Raw genomic sequence first — 15,391 nt, forward strand, 5'->3', positions numbered from 1 at the left:
GGTGCGCCGCTTGAGTTTCCGCAAGGTGCCGCCGAGGGCGCTGGCCATCATGGGCCTGTGCCGTCGATGCACGCCGCATCGGTGGTCGACCGAAGCCTCGAGGAGCAAATCGCATGAAACACCAACAAGGGCTTGCCTGGGCGTTCGTGGCGGCGTTCGCTGCGCTTCATGGCGCAGCCTTCGCGCAGCAGAAGACGAAAGTCGACCTGGGAAAACAGGAGTACGAATCGCGATGCGCCGTCTGCCACGCAGTGACGGGCAAGGGCAAGGGGCCTTACACGCCCTACCTCAAGGTGCCCGCCCCCGACCTCACGGTGCTCGCCCGAAACAATGGCGGTGTGTTTCCGCTGCAGCGCGTCTACGACGCCGTCGAGGGCAGCGGGCCGGGGCACGGCTCGCGCGAGATGCCGATCTGGGGCCGCACCTTCGCGGTGGAGGCCGCCGAGTACTACGGTGACGTGGCCTACAACTCCGACGCCTTCGTGCGGGCTCGCATCCTGGCGCTTGCCGAATACGTGAACCGCCTGCAGGTGAAGTGAATCGCGTCGAGGCATCGTCCACTGACGCGGGTTGGCGGGCGGTTTCGGGGATGGGCCTCAGCCTGGCGACGAGTCTGCAACGCTTGCAAGCCGCGCCACGATGGTCAGCCCGCAGGCAATGCCGGCCATGGTGCCGAGCGCGAGTTGCGCCGTGAGATCGGGTACCAGCAATACGCCCAGTGCGGCCACCATCAGCAGCCCCCCGATGCAACGACCCAGCGGGTCATGGAAGCGCGAGCTCGTGGTCGCCGCGAAGACGGCGAAGCTGGCTCCGATTGCCCACAACGGCCACCAAGGCAGCACACCGGCCACGGCGCAGCCGGCAAACGCGCCCGCCACCAGCGTGAGGTCGGTGCAGCTGTCGAACCACGCGCCTGCGCGTGTGGCCTGCCCAAAGCGGCGCACCAGCGGGCCGTCGAGCAGGTCGGTGGCCATGGCGAGCGCCAGCGCGAACGAGGCGAGGCCGAAGCGGCCGTTCGCGATCCACAGCGAGATCCAGGGTGACGCCACCAGCCGCGAGGCCGTGAGCAGGTGGCCCGCCACGGCCCCGGTGTGCGGCAATGGGCGCAACTCCGATGCGGTGCTCATGGCGAGACGGCGCGCAGCCCGCGTCCCGCATCGCGCGCCATGCGGGCGGCCCGCTCCACCTGCGGGCCGGTGTCACCCGGTGGCGGATCGCCGATCTGCTGGGTGGTGTAGCCGAGCCGGGCCACGACACGACCGTGGTGCGCCGCGGCTTGGGCGGCGCTTGTCTCGAGGGCCGGGCCCGCATCGCCCGCGGCGGTGAACACGAGCACCACGGGCCGCCCGCCGAGATCACCAAGGCGGTCGAGGTAGCGTGTGAGGGGCGGTGCCGCTGCGTTGGCATAAACAGGCGAGCCGAGCACGACGAGGTCGTAGCCGCTCAAGTCGGTGGGCGCGCGGCGGCTGGCGGTCGTGCGGTCCACCCGCCAGCCGGCACTGGCCATGCCGGCGGCGAATGCGGAGGTGATGCGATCCGGGAAGTCGCTCAGCCCGGGGTGGTAGACGACGAGTGCGCGACCTGTGCTCCCCGTGTGGCTCAGCGAGGTGATGCGCGTGACCACCTCGCGCGACGCGGCCCACCAGACCCCTGCACTGGCCACCAGCAGGCTCACCACGACCGCGGCCGCCACGATCAAGGTGTTGCGCAGGGTGGGGCTCATACGCTGCACCGGGGTGAATTCCGGCCCTAGTGGGCCATGAGCACGGGAATCGACGGATCGCGCGTCATCGACTTCGTTGTGCCGCCCAGCAGCCACTCTCGGGTGCGGTTGTGGCCGTAGCAGCCCATCACCACCAGGTCGGCCCCGATCTCGGCGGCAAGGGCTTGCAGCGCGGGGCCGGCGTCGCGCGCGTCGGGCAGGGGCGCGCGGCGCGTGCACTCGATGCCTTGCGCGGTGAGGTAGCGCGTGAGGCTGGCCACGCTGGCCGGGCCGCTGTCGTCGAGCGTCTCCGCGGTGACGACGTGCACCTGCGCGGCTTGCCGCAGCCAGGGCAGGGCCGCCGCAATAGCGCGGGTCGCCTCACGGGTGGGCTTCCACGCCAGCAGCACGCGGCTGCCGATCTCGGTCGGCGTCTGCGTGGGCAGCACCAGCACGGGCCGGCCGCTTTCGATTGCCACCGTCGCCGCGAAGTCGGCCGGCAGCTCGGCTTGGGCCGCCGGCCCGCCGCGCATGACCACGAGGTCGGCATACATCGCGTGGCGGGAGAAGTCCCACGGCGACACCGGGCCCACCTCGCACCAGTGGACGCGTGGCAGGCTCTTCTGCGTGGTGACGAAGCGGATCTTCGTCAGGGCGCGCTGCTGCTCGTCGAACTCGGCGAGCTGCGACGCCGCTGCCCACGCGCCATCGAGTGCGATGGAGGCGGGGAAGCGCGACAGCGAGGGCAGCACTGAATACAGGGCATCGGCATGGGCATCGAAGCGATCGGCCAGACGCTGCACCACACGCGCATGCTGGGTGGCAGCGTCGCTGTCATCGACGTGCAGGAGGAAGGTCTTCAGTGTGTCCATGTCGGCTCCTTGGAAGATCGCTTGAAGATCACTTGGCGGCGGGCGCGGAATAGCGGCCCCAGTCGCGCCGGCAACCTTGTGCCGTGCCCGGCTCGGCTGCCTTCCCGTCGAACATCTCGCTGCCGAGCGCCACCAGGTCGGCGCTCGCCTCGATCACCGTGCGCCGGCCGTGGGTGCAGACCGTGAAGTCATAGGAGGTGTCGGCCGCGGCTGCAGGCAAGGCGATGGCAAGGCACAGGGCCGTACTCCCAAGCGCAGAGGGCAGCGAAGGCATGTCGTTTCCTTTCGCTCAGGCAGCACGCGGCGACCACTCGGCCTGGCGTGTGTCGTCGGGCTGTTGCGTGGTCTCCGCAATGGCCTGCGCGAAGGCGCGCAACCGCAGGGAGTAGCTGCCATCCTCGACTTCGCGTGCGGTGAACGCGGTGCTCAGCACGGGCGAGTGGCCGGTGATCTCGCCGATCTCGGCCACCGCGTTGGGGGCGCCGCGGCTGCCCATCAGCGAGATCACGGCGAAGTTCTGGAGCTGCGCCTTGTAGCGCGCCACGAAGCTGCGCATCGGGCCGGCCAGCCGGTACATCCAGATCGGGGCGACCAGCACCACCATGCCGAAGCGCGCAGGCAATGGGCCGAAGTAGTCGATCGTCGGGTGTCTGCGCAGGAGCGAGTCGAGCACGCAGCGCCAGGTGCCGAGCACGCCTCGGCGCGAGCGAGTCTCTTCGATCTCGCCGAGTGTCCACCCCTGCAATGCGCACAGCCGCTTGGCCACCTGCAGCGATGTGCCGGTGTTCGAATAGGTGACGACCAGGACCTTTCTCATTGCATGCTCCGAAGTTGCTGTGACCACTGTAGGAAGGGGAGCGCTGCGGGCCTTGCGTTTCGTCAAGCCGGCGGCATCACGGGCGCACGCGCTCGTCGAGCGGCCACAGGCTCGAGAGGCGCACCAGCACGCCGGGCTCGACCCCGGGCGCGTCGTAGTGCCAGAGCACGGGGCCGGTCGTGAGCTTGCCGAGGCGGGCGGCGCGGATGTTGACGTGCCGCACCGGCAGGCCCTTGTCGTTGAGCAGCCGTGCCTCGGCTTCGCTGCGCGGGTCGCCGCTGAAGAAGAGCCATCCCGACACGAACTGCGCCTGCAGCCGCGAAAGCTCGGGGCACAGCGCCTGCGGCACCGGCGAATGCGCGAGGTCGGTCTGGCCCTGTGCGTTCACCGCCACCCAGCGGCCGCGCACGTCGTCTTCGAGCGTGCGGTAGAGCACGTCCCTGCCGTTGTGCGGGTCGTTGGCGGGCAGCATGAAGTAGCTGCATTCGTCGACGCCATCGCGCATGCCGACATACCACCCATAGATGTCGCCGCGCTGGGCGAACCACATCACGGCGTAGAGCAGCCCGGCGCCGCGCGGGGCGTAGGCGAGGTGGACGTGCGACTCGATCATGCAAACATTCTTGGCTCACGATGGGCACGGCGCTTTGACGCAGCGCATGTCGCACGGTTCGTCCGGGCTGTGATCTTTGTCAAGGTCGCGAGCGGCCGAAGGCCCTAGGGTGGAAGTTCATTGCAACCCTCGTCTCCAGGAGAGATGCCCATGGCCACCTCGCCCGCCACTCAGCGCAGCGGTACCACTCGCCGCGCCGCCCCTTCGACCACGGCCGCAAGCCAGCGCACCCGTGCGACACCCGTCGCCGCGAAGCGCCGCCGTGCCGCCGAGCTCGGGCCCGCCGGCCAGGCCACCCGCGACGGCGTGGCCAGCAGCATGCACGAGCTGGAACGCATCGAAGCCGAGATCGCCGCGCTGGTGCGCCGCACCGTGGTCGACACCATGCGCGCGAGCAACGAGGCCGCGCAGGACTTGAGCGGTGTGCTGCGCGACGTGGTGCGCGGCAGCGCCGAAGCGGCCACCCAGGCCCGCAGCGATCTCACGGGCAGCATGCGCGGCGTGGCACGCGGCGCGATGGCCGGCGTGCAGGACGTGCAGGGCAACGTCGCCAAGGCGGCGCGCGAGATCCTGCGCGTGGCGGTGACGCAGGCCAACCAGGTGGGGGCCGACGTGGGCTGGGTGGCCCGCTGCGCCGCCGATGGCATCGTGAAAGGCGCCTCCGACAGCCGCGGCGATGCGCTCGCGCACAGCCGCGAGGCCATCAAGGCGGCCCTGGCCACGGCGGCCGACCTGAGCGTGGTGGCCGGAGAGGCGGTGCGGCAGGTGCTGGCCGGCATGGCGGAAGGCGTCGACGAGATCGCTGCCGCGCGGCGCGCACCGGCCGCAAGGCGTCGCGCCTGACGGCTTGCGCGAGATCAAGCCCGCCTGCGCCGGCACCGGGGATGCTCTGGCCATGAGCGCGCCACCCGCTCCACGGCAGATCACCGTTCTGCTGGCCGATGACCATCGGCTGGTGCGCGAAGCCCTGCGCTCGGCACTGGCGCAGGAGGCCGACATCCATGTGGTGGCCGAGGTGGGCGAGGGGGCGGCGGCAATCGAGGCCGTGCGCACCTTGCAGCCCGACGTGGTGGTGCTCGACATCGGCCTGCCCGACCTCAACGGCATCGAGGTGGCTGCGCGCGTGCAGGCGCTGCACCTCGCCACACGCATCGTGGCGCTCTCTGCGTATTCCGACAAACGCTTCGTCACCGAGATGCTGCGCGCGGGCGCAGCGGCCTACGTGAGCAAGAGCGCGGCCGGCACCGAGCTGGTGGTGGCGATCCGCTCGGTGGCGGCCGGTGGCAGTTACCTCAGCCCCGACGTGGCCGGCGCCCTGGTGGCCGAAGTGCGGGGGGCCGAGCCCGACGGCCAGACACGCCTGGGCCGCCGCGAGCGCGAGGTGCTGCGTCTGATCGCCGAAGGCGAGCGCTCATCGGCGATCGCCGAGGCGCTGCACATCTCGGCCGCCACGGTCGAGGTGCATCGCCGCAACATCATGCGCAAGCTCGGCATGCACACGGTCGCGGAGCTCACGCGCTACGCGGTCCGCGAAGGAATCATCCAGCCGTGAGGTGGGCTCCCGGCATGAACCCTGACCCAGACTTCAGGCTGCTGTTCGAGTCGGCGCCGGGCCTCTACCTTGCGTTGCTGCCCGACGCGCCGCGCTACACCATCGTGGCCGCGAGCAGCGCCTACACGCGAGCCACCATGACGCGCCGGGAAGAGCTGCTCGGCCGCGGCCTCTTCGAGATGTTCCCCGACAACCCCGACGACCCGCGGGCAGACGGCGAGCGCAACTTGCGCGCCTCCCTCGACCGCGTGACGGCCGGCGCCGCGCAAGATGCCATGCCGATCCAGAAGTACGACGTGCGCCGCCCGGCCGAGCAGGGCGGCGGGTTCGAGGAGCGCTGGTGGAGCCCGGTCAACTCGCCCGTGCTCGCTCGCGATGGCACGCTGGCCTACCTGATCCACCGCGTGGAAGACGTGACCGAGTTCGTGCGGCTCGCGCAGCGCGGCGCAGAGCAGGAGGAGACCGCCGCCGCGATGCGCTCGAATGCCGAACGCATGGAGCTGGAGATCTTTCAACGGGCGCAGGAAGTCCAGCAGGTCAATGAGCAACTGCGAAGCGCCAACGCCGAGATCTCCACGCTCTACGACAAGACCCGCGAACTGGACCGGCTCAAGACCGAGTTCTTCGCCAACGTGAGCCATGAGTTGCGCACGCCGCTCACGCTCATCCTCGGGCCGGTGCAGCGCATGTTGTCGTCGGCCGGCGGGTCGGGTGCGGTCGACAGCGAGGCGCTCGAAGTGATCGAGCGCAATGCGCGCACCCTGCTGCGCCATGTCGACGACCTGCTCGACGTGGCGCAGCTGGAAGAGGAGTTGATCGCCCCGGCTTACGAACAGACCGACGTGCCGGCATTGGCGCGGCTGGTGGCCAGCCATTTCAGCTCCGTCGCCCAGGAGCTCGACGTGCAGTGGCGTGTGGTGCTGCCCGATTCGCTGGAGGCGCAGCTCGACCCGCAGATGTTGCAGCGGGTGCTGTTCAATTTGCTGTCCAACGCCTTCAAGTTCACGCCTTCGGGCTCGCATGTGCGCCTGAGCATCGAGCCGCGCGGCGAGCGGCTGCGCATCGAAGTGGCCGACGGCGGGCCCGGCATACCGCAGCAATGGCGCGAGGCCATCTTCGAGCGCTTTCGCCAGGTGCACGGCCACAGCGAGCGGCGCCACCCCGGCACCGGGCTGGGCCTGGCGATCGCGCGCCAGTTCGTGCAGTTGCATGGCGGCAGCATCGAGGTGTCGGAAGCACCGGAAGGCGGTGCGCTCTTCGTCGTGGAGCTGCCGCGCACCGCGCCGCCGGGCGCGACCGTCCAGCCGGCGGGGCAAGGCGGCGGGGCGCGCGCGGTCGGGAGCCAGGCGATGGTGGCCTCGTCATCGCGGGCCCCGGCCATGCCGGTGCCGCCCCGGCCGGGGCCCGAGCCGCTGGTGCTGGTGGTCGAAGACAGTGCAGACATGAGCAGCTTCATCTGCGGCACGCTCGCGCCCGATTGCCGGGTGGCCGCCGCTTTCGATGGCGCCCAGGGCCTGGAGCAGGCGCTGTCGCTGCGGCCGGACCTGATCGTGACCGACATCATGATGCCCGGCACGGGCGGCGACGCTCTGGTGAGCGAGTTGCGCCAGCGAAGGGAGTTCGACGACACGCCGGTGGTGGTGCTCAGTGCGCGCGCCGACGAGGCCCTGCGCATCAAGCTGCTGCGCGAGGGCGCGCAGGACTACCTGGTCAAGCCCTTCGCCACCGAGGAGTTGCGCGCCCGCGTGGCCACGCAGCTCGAACGGGTGCAGGCGATGGCCGCGATGCGGCGCAGCCAGGAGTATTGGCGCGAGATGTTCTCGGAGTCGTCCGAGGGCATCCTCATCGGTGACGCCCAGTGCAGCATCGTGGAGGCCAACGCCGCGGCCTGCATGCTCTTCGGCCGCACGCGCGAGCAGCTCTTGGGGACCGAGCCGCGCGACTGGCTCGTCACCAGCGGCGCCGAAGCGGGGAGCCGGCTGCTGGCCGACCTGCACAACGGCCATCCGCTCAGCCGCGAATGGACGCTCAAGCGCCCCGACGGCGGCACGGTGCATGTCGACGTGACGGTGCGCAACCTGTCCGATGGCCGCTGCATCGCCTTCTTCCGCGACGCCACGCCGCGGCACCGGCGCGAGCGCGCCGCCGAGGCCCTGCACGAAGAGCTCGAGCGCCGCGTGACCGCGCGCACCGAGCAGCTGCGCCGCATGGCCGCCGACCTCGAGCTGGCCGAGAGCCGCGAGCGGCGCCAGATCGCACGCGACCTGCATGACGACCTCGGCCAGGTGCTGGCCGCGGCGCGCATCCGGCTCGCGTCGCTGTGCAGGGACGAGCGTGACGATGTGCGGCGCCAGGCGCTGGAGGTCTCGGACCTGGTCGAGCAGGCGAATCGGTCGACCCGCTCGCTCGCCGCGCAGCTCGCGCCGGCCGTGCTGTACGAGCTGGGCCTGCTGCCAGCGCTGGAGTGGCTGGCCGACGAGATCGCGATCCACTTCGGCCTCAAGACCGAGGTGTGCGACGACGGCGAGCCCAAGCCCTTGTCGCAGGAAGTGCGCTCGCTGGTGTACCGCGCCACGCGCGAGCTGCTCATCAACGTGGCCAAGCACGCAGGTGTGGACAGTGCCACGGTGACCCTCACGCGCGAAGGCTCGTCGATGCGCGTGCGCGTGGGCGACGGCGGGGTGGGCTTCAACCCGGGCGCGGGCGCGTCGAACGCCGGCGGTGGCATGGGCCTCGTGAGTGCCCGCGAGCGGCTCTCGCACATCGGCGGCAGCCTCGACATCCGAAGCGTGCCCGGCGACGGCACCGAGGCCACGCTCGTCGTGCCACTGGAGGCGGGCTGAGGGGCCTGCGCCTGCGACGCCTCAGTGGGACATCAGCACCGGCACCGTCATCGACTGCAGCAAGCCGCGGGTGGCGCCGCCGAGCACCCGCTCGGCCAGGCGTGTGTGGCCGTAGGCGCCCATCACGATGAGCCCGCTGCCGAAGTCGGCGGCGCGCGACAGCATCGCCTCGGCGATCGGGGTGGCGGTGGTCTCGACGCGGGCCTCGGCCGTGACGCCGTGCCACAGCAGCCAGCGCCGCAGGGCTTCGAGGCGCTCCTGCATCGGGGCGCTCGGCGGGTGGCGGCCGGGGCGGTGTTCGTCCCAGGTGACGAGCTGCACCTCCTCGCACTGGCGCAGCAGCGGCAAGGCGTCGTAGACGGCACGTGCCGCCTCGCGGCTGTCGTCCCAGGCCACTAGCGCGGGTTTGGAGAAATCGTCGAAGTGGCCCGCGTGCGGGATGATGAGCGTCGGCCGGGCGCTGTCCATCACCACCTGCTCGACCATGCTCGAGATCATGGGCGTGCGCACGGCCATGGGCAGCTCCTGCGTGAGGATCACGAGGTCGCTGCAATGGGCACGCTCGACGAGGGCGGCGGCCTTGTCGCGCTCGTCGACCACGACTTCGAAGGCCTTGAAGTTCGCCGCAGTGCAGGCGTCGCGGAACTGCTGAGCAGCGGCCTCGACCCGGTCGCGCAGGGCGTCCTGCACGAGCGCTTCGAGTTCGGCGTGCGCCACGGTGGCCTCGCTGCCCACCGGCATGTAGATGGCGCCGGTGCATGCCACGCCCACCAGGTGGCTCTCGTGCTGGCGGGCGAGGCGGATGGCCAGGTCGATGCGCGCCGCGCAGTGCTTGTCGCTGTCCAGGTGGACGAGCAGGCTGCGGTAGTTCATGACGACCTACTTCTTGGTCATGTCGGGCACTTCGCCCTTGGGGATCTCACCTGCCTTGACTGCGGCCTTCGTCTCTTCGCGCACTTCGGCGCGGGTCTTGCTGCTCGGCTTCGCCTTGGCGGTGCCCTGGGCGTCGGCGTCCTTGGGGATGTCGCCGGCCTTCACGGCGGCCTTGGCCTCGGCGCGTTCCTTGGCGCGGGCTTCGCCGAGCTTCTTCTTCGGCGCGGCGGGCTTCTTCGCCTTGCGTTCCGGCAGGCCCTGGTCGGCGGCGTCAGCCGGCATCGTGCTGGTCTTCGCGGCGGCCTTGGCTTCGGCCTTGACCTCTTCGCGGCTCTTGTCCTGCGCCATCGTGGCACTGGCCGCGATGCTTGCGAGCACGGTGAAAGCAAGAAGGGTGATTCTTCGGTTCATGTCGGGACTCCTGTGACTTCCGTCGTTGTTGGGCTTGTTGCCAACTTATTGTGGGAAGTCGCCACAGAAGGCCGCTTGAGAAAAATCAAGCCTCGATTCGCCGTGGCCTCGCCATCTCGATGCGACCCTTGCCGGCGCGCTTGGCGCGCAACATGGCGTGGTCGGCCATGTCGAGCAGGGTCTGGGGGTCGGTGCTGTCGGACGGGCACAGGGCCACCCCCACGCTCGTGTCGACCTGCACCTTGATGCCGCCCTTGAGCAGCACGGGCGCACGGATCGCGGCCAGTGCCCGCTCGAGGATCGGCCGCCATTCGTCGGGTGCCTGCAGCATCGACATGACCAGCACGAACTCGTCGCCGCCCAGGCGCGCCGCCGTGTCGTTGGCACGCAAGGCGCCTTCGAGGCGGTGTGCCATCTCGCGCAGCAGCGCGTCGCCCGCGTCGTGGCCGTGCTGGTCGTTCACCGCCTTGAAGCCGTCGAGGTCCAGGAAGCACACGGCCACGAAGGTGGCGGTGCGCTCGCTGGTGGCCAGGGCCTGCCTGAGGCGGTCTTGCAGCAGCAGCCGGTTGGGCAGCTCGGTGAGCGCATCGTGGAAGGCGATGTGCTCCATGCTGGCCTGCGATTCCTTCATCGCGGTGATGTCGACCATCATCCAGAAGGTGAGGTCATCCGAGAGCTTCACGCCGCTCAGGTCGATCCAGATCAGGTGGCCGTCCTTGTGGCGAAGCTGGATCTGGGTGCGGAAGTTCTGGCCGGCGTCGAGCGCCGGGTAAGCCTGTTGGCCGAGCGCCACGAACGAGGCTTCGTCGGGGTAGAGCAGCCGGGGCGAGTGGCCCTCGAGTTCACCGGGGCCGTAGCCGAAGATGCGGTCGAGCGCGCGGTTGCGCCACACCGCCACCCGGTTGCGCAGCTTCACCATGCCGACGATGTCGTTGTCGAGCATGGCGGTCTGGTCGCGCAGCAGGCGCGCGGCTTCTTCCTGCGCTTCGTGCTGCGCGGTGATGTCGAGCGCGACGCTGCGGCTCATCTCGAACGCACCGTGTGCGTCGAGCACGGCGGTGACGCTGGCCTGCACATAGCGAGAGGGCGCACCGGGCGGCACGAGTCGCAGCTCCAAGCCATCGAGCGGCTGCCCCGACTTCAGCATCGGGAACTTGTGCGTGAAGCGGGCCTGGCTGGGTGCATCGAGGAAGTCGACCAGGCGCGCCTTGCCGATGAGTTCGGCCTCCGTCATGCCGAGCCATCCGCGCAGGGTGGCGTTGGCATGCACGAACACGCCGTCGCCGTCGAGCGAGTAGTAGCCGCAGGGCGCATTGTCGTAGAGGTCGCGGATGCGTGCCGACGAACTCTCCAGCGTGGCGAGCAGACGGCGCTTTTCGGTGATGTCGCGCGTGGAGGCGAACACCAGGAACTCCCCTCCGATGTCGGCCACCGTGAGCTGTAGCTCCACGTCGATGATGCGCCCGTCGGCCCGGCGGTGCTGGATCTCCCAGCGGCCGACATCGCCGTCTTTCGCGCTGGCGAACCAAGCGGCGAGCTGCTCCTTGCTCTTCCTCGCGTCCCAGGTGCTCACGTGCTTGCCGATCAGCGCCTCAGGAGTGGTGCCGAGCATGCGCGCGAACGAGTCGCTCATCGCCAAGAGGCTGCCTTTGCGGTCGAGGATGTGAATGCCGTCGGCGGTCACCTTCAGCAGGGCCTGCACGCGGCGCGTCTCGGCCGAGAGGGCCCGCAGCGTGCCGGCCAGGCGTTGCAGCGCGACGTAGATGGCGGCGGTGACGCCGGACACGAGCAGCCAGGCGAGCGCCGCCATCAGGGCGATCTGGCGCGTCTGGGCACGCCAGGGTTCGAAGAGGCGTTCGTTTTCCAGGCCGGCGATGACCACGAGCGGCCAGCCATCGACGTGGCGGTAGGCGTTGGTTCTTTCCACGCCGTCGATCGCGGTGTGCGACACGAAGGTGCCGTGCGATGGGTCGCTTCGGAAGGCGGCCGCAAACTCCTGCGAGACGGTGGTGCTCCCTGGCGTGAGTTCGGGCTTCATGCCGGGCGCGTGGCGCACCAGCAGCTGGAGCTTGGGGCTCGTGCGCAGGGTGATGGCGTCCTGGCGGCCGAGCTGGTAGGCCGAGAAGAGCTTCTGGAAATGATCGAGCGAGATGGTCGCGTACACGAGGCCGCGAAAGCGCCCGCCGGCATGGAACTGCCGCACGACCACGACCACCCAGATGTCGGTCGCGATGGTCTTCACGGGGCCGAACAGCAGGGGCGGGCTGTTCTGCATTTCCGGCACGCGTGCGAAGTACTCGCCGAGCGGAAGCTCGGTCGGTGGGCCGGGCGGCAGGTTGTTGCCCCAGCGCACGCGGCCCACCTCGTCGGTCAGCCGCAGGCCTTCGAGGGCAGGCTGCAGGCGGCGGTGCGCTTCGAGCGCGCGGTTGAGCGCGGCGTCGTCGCCGGGACGTGCCACGACGTGCGACTCCAGCTCGCGCAGCGTCGCGAGCATCAGCGTGTCGACGCGGGCGATCTCGGCAGCCACGTTCGACTGCGCGATCGACACGAGATGGGCGGTGGTGTCTCGGGCCCGCGCGTCATGCGCCTGGTGGCTGGTGCGCGCGACGAGCCACACCGTGCCGGCCAGGAGCGCCGCGATGGCCAGGTTCACGGCCAGCAGCATGTGGATGGCCAGCCGGCGGTCCAGGAGTTTCGAGCGGTTCATCGTGCGGTGCGATGTCGGGCCGGTCTATGCGCGGCTCTTGAAATCTCCCATGGGCATTGTGGTCACTCTCCCGTACGCGTGGGGCGTCGGGAGAGCAAGGCCGGGCGGGTTGTCGTGACGGATGCCGCAGGGAGCCGGCCTCGCACACCTTCAAGCCTTGGACTGCAACACGCCGGGGTAGGTGAGCGAGCCGCCCGAGGCGCTCAGGGTGAAGACGGCCGGGCTCGTGTCCTGCCGCTGGAGCAGGGAGCCGTAGAGCGACATCACCCCGGAGGCGTTGGCCGCGTAGCGGGCGGCCTGCGAGATGGCGGCGTTCTGGCGCAGGGTCTGCGAGTGCGCATCGGCCTCTTTCGCAAGCGCGCCCAGGCGCGACGCGAAGCTCGGCACGCTCTTGTCGTTCTTCAGAAACGCCTTCGCCGCGTCGGTGTCTTTGTCGGTGCCCTTGATCGCGAGCTGCCCATCGGCTGCCACGGAGAAGTCGACCGGGCCGCCCAGCTTGACGCCGGCTTGCTTGAGCGCCGCCTGAAGCTCGACAGACAGCGCCGTGGCCTTCGATTCGAGCTGGCGCTGGCCGGCGGCGGCCTTCACGCCCTTGGCGGCGTTGGCAAGCGCCGCCTCCGAGGCCGCCTTCATGAGCTTGTCGCCCTGAGAGCCGGCTTCGACGCCCGACGCGTCCGCGCCCTTGGCCTTTGCCAGCAGCGAGTTCACATACGACGACATCGCGTTGCCGCTGCCCAGTGCAGAGAAATTCAATCGGTGCTCCTCGGTCGTGACCCGGTGGGGTCGCCCCGGGATGGTCGCCGGCCCGGGCGGTGCCGATCGTTCGAATAGCGGGGTTCTGCGGGGGCTACTCCGGCCGCGTGGCCATCGCCTCGACCGGGCAGCAGCCCGCGTGGGGCGTCGTGCCACTGCCAGGCGCCGAAGCCGAGCACGGCCAGCAGCAGCAGGCCTGCGAGCCATGCGCGGTTGTGCTGCACGAGGCTCGGGCCCGTACCGCGCACGTGGCCGGTGAGCATGGGCAGCGCCTGGTTCTGCCGGCGCAGCAGGCTCAGCAGCGCCATCAGGCCTAGGTGCGCGAGCACCACCGTCAGGAAGGTGTTGGCGAAGAACTCGTGCACCTCCTCGAGCCAATCGCCGCCGAGCGCATCGCCCCAGTCGTTGTAGGTGCCGTAGCCGCTGAGCACGAGCGGCAGCACGAGCGCGAGCATCGCCACGATGGCGAGCGCCACGCCGAGGTTCTGGCCCTGGCGCCAGTTCACCGGAGAGGCCGCTGGCGCCGCCCGGCTGGCCCACAGCGAGCGCAGCCAGGCCGGTGTGCCGGCAATCCGCCGCCAGAGCAGGACCAGGCGGGCGTGGCGCGGCCCGACGAGGCCGTACACCAGCCGGAAGCCGAGCAGGCCGCCGAAGGTGTAGCCCAAGGTCACGTGCAGCAGCCGCCAGTGTTCGCTCTCGGCCGTGACGTAGGCGCCGAGGAAGCTCAGGGCGAAGAGCCAATGGAACATGCGGGTGGGTGCGTCGACCACGCGTCGGCTGGGTGCCGTGGCGGGCCGTGTGGCCGTGCCGGCGAGGCCGGTCGTCGAGGGGGAGGCGTGCATCGTCATCTCCTTGAGGCAGTTGCGGTGGATCAATCGGCCCAGGCCTGGCGCTGGCGCGCGCTGAGGCCTGCGGGCATGCGCAGGTCGTCGTCGCTGAAACGACCCTGCTCGGCGCCGGTGTGGCAGGTGGCGCAGTTGGCTGCGCTCTTCACGCTCGGCAGTTGCCAGACCGCGGGCTCGACCTTGCGGTGCTTGCGTTCGAACCAGGCGGAGCGGGTGATGCGATCCTGCGGGGGCTCTTCGGCGACGCGCTTGTAGGTGCCGGCATAAGACTGAAGCCAAGTGCTGAGCTGCTGCAGCGTGGCGGCATCGAGCGATGCGTCGGTGCCGTAGTGGCGCTCCAACCCGCTCATCACGCGCTGCCATGAGCGCGCCGGCAGCATGCTGGGCGAGTAGGCCACGTGGCAGGACGCGCACTCCTGCGTGTAGGCGGGCGGCACGCTGCGTGGCATCGCTCGGCCGCCATCGGCCAAGGCCGGGAGCATGGCGCCGAGCGCGAGGCTGGCCGCCAGCAGGGTGCGGGGCAGAAGGGCATTCATGGTGGGGCGCTCCAGGTTCAGAACGGTGGCTTGAGGCTCGCGAGGTAGGCCAGTACGTCGGCCTTCTCGGCCGGGCTGCACTCCCGCGCGAGCACGTCTTTGCAATTGCGGCGGAACCACTTCTCCACCCGCGCGGAATCGGTGAAGGTGCGAGGGTTGGCGCCTGGTGCGAGCGGGTCGATGGCCTTGCCGGTGCTGGCGTGCCGGCCCGCGCCGGTGGGTGGCGTGCCATGACAGGAGCTGCACGACCATTCGCCGCCGTGCCGGTTGTTGAAGAACGCCTGGCCGCGCTGGGCATTGCCGGGTTGGCCGGCTTGCGTGCTCCAGTGCGACAGCTGCTGGGCGATGCTGGTGTCGGCCGCGTGTGCCGGCAGGCACAGGCTGCATGCAAGCGCGGCCATGACGGTGAACGGAGTGGGCTTCACGAAGGGGCTCCAAGGCGAGTGACGTGCCCAGTGTGCGAAGCCGCGCTTGAACGGCAGCTGAAGCCGGTGTTCATCGCCCGTTCAGCTTTGGCCTAGCAGAATGCGGGCGTGAACACCCGTCGTGCGCCGCTCCTGCGTCTGCTCGGTGCCATCGTGGCGCTGGTGGGGGCCTTGCTGCCCGGCGCTCCGGCGCTGGCTGGCGGCGACCACGACCGCGCTCGCGCCGCCGTGCAGGCGGGCGAGGTCTTGCCGCTCAAGACCGTGCTGGAGCGGGTCGCGCGCAGCCATCCTGGGGAGGTGCTCGAAGTGGAGCTCGAACAGGAAGACGGCCGCTGGGTCTACGAGATCAGACTCCTGCAGCCGGGCGGGCGGCTCGTGAAGCTCGAAGTCGATGCGGCGACGGCCGAGGTGCTGCGCAGCAAGCGGCGAACGCACTGATACC

The 15,391-nt window shown here is 70.1% G+C and carries 18 protein-coding genes; 5 read left to right on the forward strand and 13 right to left on the reverse strand.

Annotated elements, in window-relative coordinates; genetic code table 11:
- Positions 1 to 113: 113 nt before the first annotated feature.
- Positions 114 to 539, forward strand: a complete 426-nt coding sequence (locus RXV79_RS11370; RefSeq protein WP_316703533.1) for a c-type cytochrome — start codon at positions 114 to 116, stop codon at positions 537 to 539.
- 57 nt (positions 540 to 596) lie between these two features.
- Here the strand turns inward: RXV79_RS11370 and RXV79_RS11375 are convergent, their stop codons facing one another.
- From RXV79_RS11375 to RXV79_RS11400, 6 genes are all read right to left on the reverse strand, one after another.
- Positions 597 to 1,127 (reverse strand): CDP-alcohol phosphatidyltransferase family protein, encoded by a 531-nt coding sequence (locus tag RXV79_RS11375; RefSeq protein WP_316703534.1) that lies wholly within the window; start codon positions 1,125 to 1,127, stop codon positions 597 to 599.
- The gene (locus RXV79_RS11380) at positions 1,124 to 1,723 is read right to left on the reverse strand and encodes a flavodoxin family protein (RefSeq protein ID WP_316703535.1); all 600 of its coding nucleotides are present in this window, start codon (positions 1,721 to 1,723) and stop codon (positions 1,124 to 1,126) included. Before RXV79_RS11380 ends, RXV79_RS11375 begins: the two co-directional genes overlap by 4 nt.
- Positions 1,724 to 1,749: 26 nt before the next feature.
- Positions 1,750 to 2,574, reverse strand: a complete 825-nt coding sequence (locus RXV79_RS11385) for a universal stress protein (RefSeq protein WP_316703536.1) — start codon at positions 2,572 to 2,574, stop codon at positions 1,750 to 1,752.
- A gap of 28 nt (positions 2,575 to 2,602) precedes the next feature.
- The gene (locus RXV79_RS11390) at positions 2,603 to 2,848 is read right to left on the reverse strand and encodes a hypothetical protein (protein WP_316703537.1); all 246 of its coding nucleotides are present in this window, start codon (positions 2,846 to 2,848) and stop codon (positions 2,603 to 2,605) included.
- A gap of 15 nt (positions 2,849 to 2,863) precedes the next feature.
- Entirely contained in the window at positions 2,864 to 3,391 is a 528-nt protein-coding gene (locus tag RXV79_RS11395) for a flavodoxin family protein (protein WP_316703538.1), read from the reverse strand.
- A 76-nt stretch (positions 3,392 to 3,467) separates the two neighbouring features.
- Positions 3,468 to 4,004 carry a hypothetical protein gene (locus RXV79_RS11400; protein ID WP_316703539.1) on the reverse strand — a complete coding sequence of 179 codons (537 nt, stop codon included), beginning with the start codon at positions 4,002 to 4,004 and terminating at the stop codon, positions 3,468 to 3,470.
- Between the two features lie 150 nt (positions 4,005 to 4,154).
- On the opposite strand from RXV79_RS11400, the gene RXV79_RS11405 reads away from it, so the two are divergent.
- From RXV79_RS11405 to RXV79_RS11415, 3 genes are read left to right on the forward strand one after another with little or no spacing between them, the layout of a single operon-like run.
- The gene (locus tag RXV79_RS11405; protein WP_316703540.1) at positions 4,155 to 4,847 is read left to right on the forward strand and encodes a hypothetical protein; all 693 of its coding nucleotides are present in this window, start codon (positions 4,155 to 4,157) and stop codon (positions 4,845 to 4,847) included.
- A 52-nt stretch (positions 4,848 to 4,899) separates the two neighbouring features.
- Positions 4,900 to 5,556 (forward strand): response regulator, encoded by a 657-nt coding sequence (locus RXV79_RS11410; RefSeq protein WP_316703541.1) that lies wholly within the window; start codon positions 4,900 to 4,902, stop codon positions 5,554 to 5,556.
- Between the two features lie 14 nt (positions 5,557 to 5,570).
- On the forward strand, positions 5,571 to 8,399 hold the full coding sequence (locus tag RXV79_RS11415) for an ATP-binding protein (protein ID WP_316703542.1): 2,829 nt from the start codon (positions 5,571 to 5,573) through the stop codon (positions 8,397 to 8,399).
- Between the two features lie 21 nt (positions 8,400 to 8,420).
- Here the strand turns inward: RXV79_RS11415 and RXV79_RS11420 are convergent, their stop codons facing one another.
- From RXV79_RS11420 to RXV79_RS11450, 7 genes are all read right to left on the reverse strand, one after another.
- Positions 8,421 to 9,272, reverse strand: coding sequence for a universal stress protein (locus RXV79_RS11420; RefSeq protein WP_316703543.1), 852 nt, complete (start codon positions 9,270 to 9,272; stop codon positions 8,421 to 8,423).
- 6 nt (positions 9,273 to 9,278) lie between these two features.
- Positions 9,279 to 9,683, reverse strand: a complete 405-nt coding sequence (locus RXV79_RS11425) for a hypothetical protein (RefSeq protein ID WP_316703544.1) — start codon at positions 9,681 to 9,683, stop codon at positions 9,279 to 9,281.
- A gap of 85 nt (positions 9,684 to 9,768) precedes the next feature.
- Positions 9,769 to 12,390 carry a diguanylate cyclase domain-containing protein gene (locus RXV79_RS11430; protein ID WP_316703545.1) on the reverse strand — a complete coding sequence of 874 codons (2,622 nt, stop codon included), beginning with the start codon at positions 12,388 to 12,390 and terminating at the stop codon, positions 9,769 to 9,771.
- 150 nt (positions 12,391 to 12,540) lie between these two features.
- Positions 12,541 to 13,143 carry a hypothetical protein gene (locus tag RXV79_RS11435; protein WP_316703546.1) on the reverse strand — a complete coding sequence of 201 codons (603 nt, stop codon included), beginning with the start codon at positions 13,141 to 13,143 and terminating at the stop codon, positions 12,541 to 12,543.
- Entirely contained in the window at positions 13,140 to 13,985 is an 846-nt protein-coding gene (locus RXV79_RS11440) for a cytochrome b/b6 domain-containing protein (protein ID WP_316703547.1), read from the reverse strand. The genes RXV79_RS11435 and RXV79_RS11440 overlap by 4 nt, the downstream gene beginning before the upstream one ends.
- Before the next feature lie 29 nt (positions 13,986 to 14,014).
- Entirely contained in the window at positions 14,015 to 14,524 is a 510-nt protein-coding gene (locus tag RXV79_RS11445; protein ID WP_413816680.1) for a diheme cytochrome c, read from the reverse strand.
- A 17-nt stretch (positions 14,525 to 14,541) separates the two neighbouring features.
- Positions 14,542 to 14,925 carry a DUF1924 domain-containing protein gene (locus RXV79_RS11450; protein WP_316704087.1) on the reverse strand — a complete coding sequence of 128 codons (384 nt, stop codon included), beginning with the start codon at positions 14,923 to 14,925 and terminating at the stop codon, positions 14,542 to 14,544.
- A 132-nt stretch (positions 14,926 to 15,057) separates the two neighbouring features.
- Here RXV79_RS11450 and RXV79_RS11455 point away from each other — a divergent pair, with 132 nt between their 5' ends.
- On the forward strand, positions 15,058 to 15,387 hold the full coding sequence (locus tag RXV79_RS11455) for a PepSY domain-containing protein (RefSeq protein ID WP_316703548.1): 330 nt from the start codon (positions 15,058 to 15,060) through the stop codon (positions 15,385 to 15,387).
- Positions 15,388 to 15,391 lie beyond the last annotated feature (4 nt).

Source organism: Piscinibacter gummiphilus (assembly GCF_032681285.1).
Lineage (GTDB): Bacteria > Pseudomonadota > Gammaproteobacteria > Burkholderiales > Burkholderiaceae_C > Rhizobacter > Rhizobacter gummiphilus_A.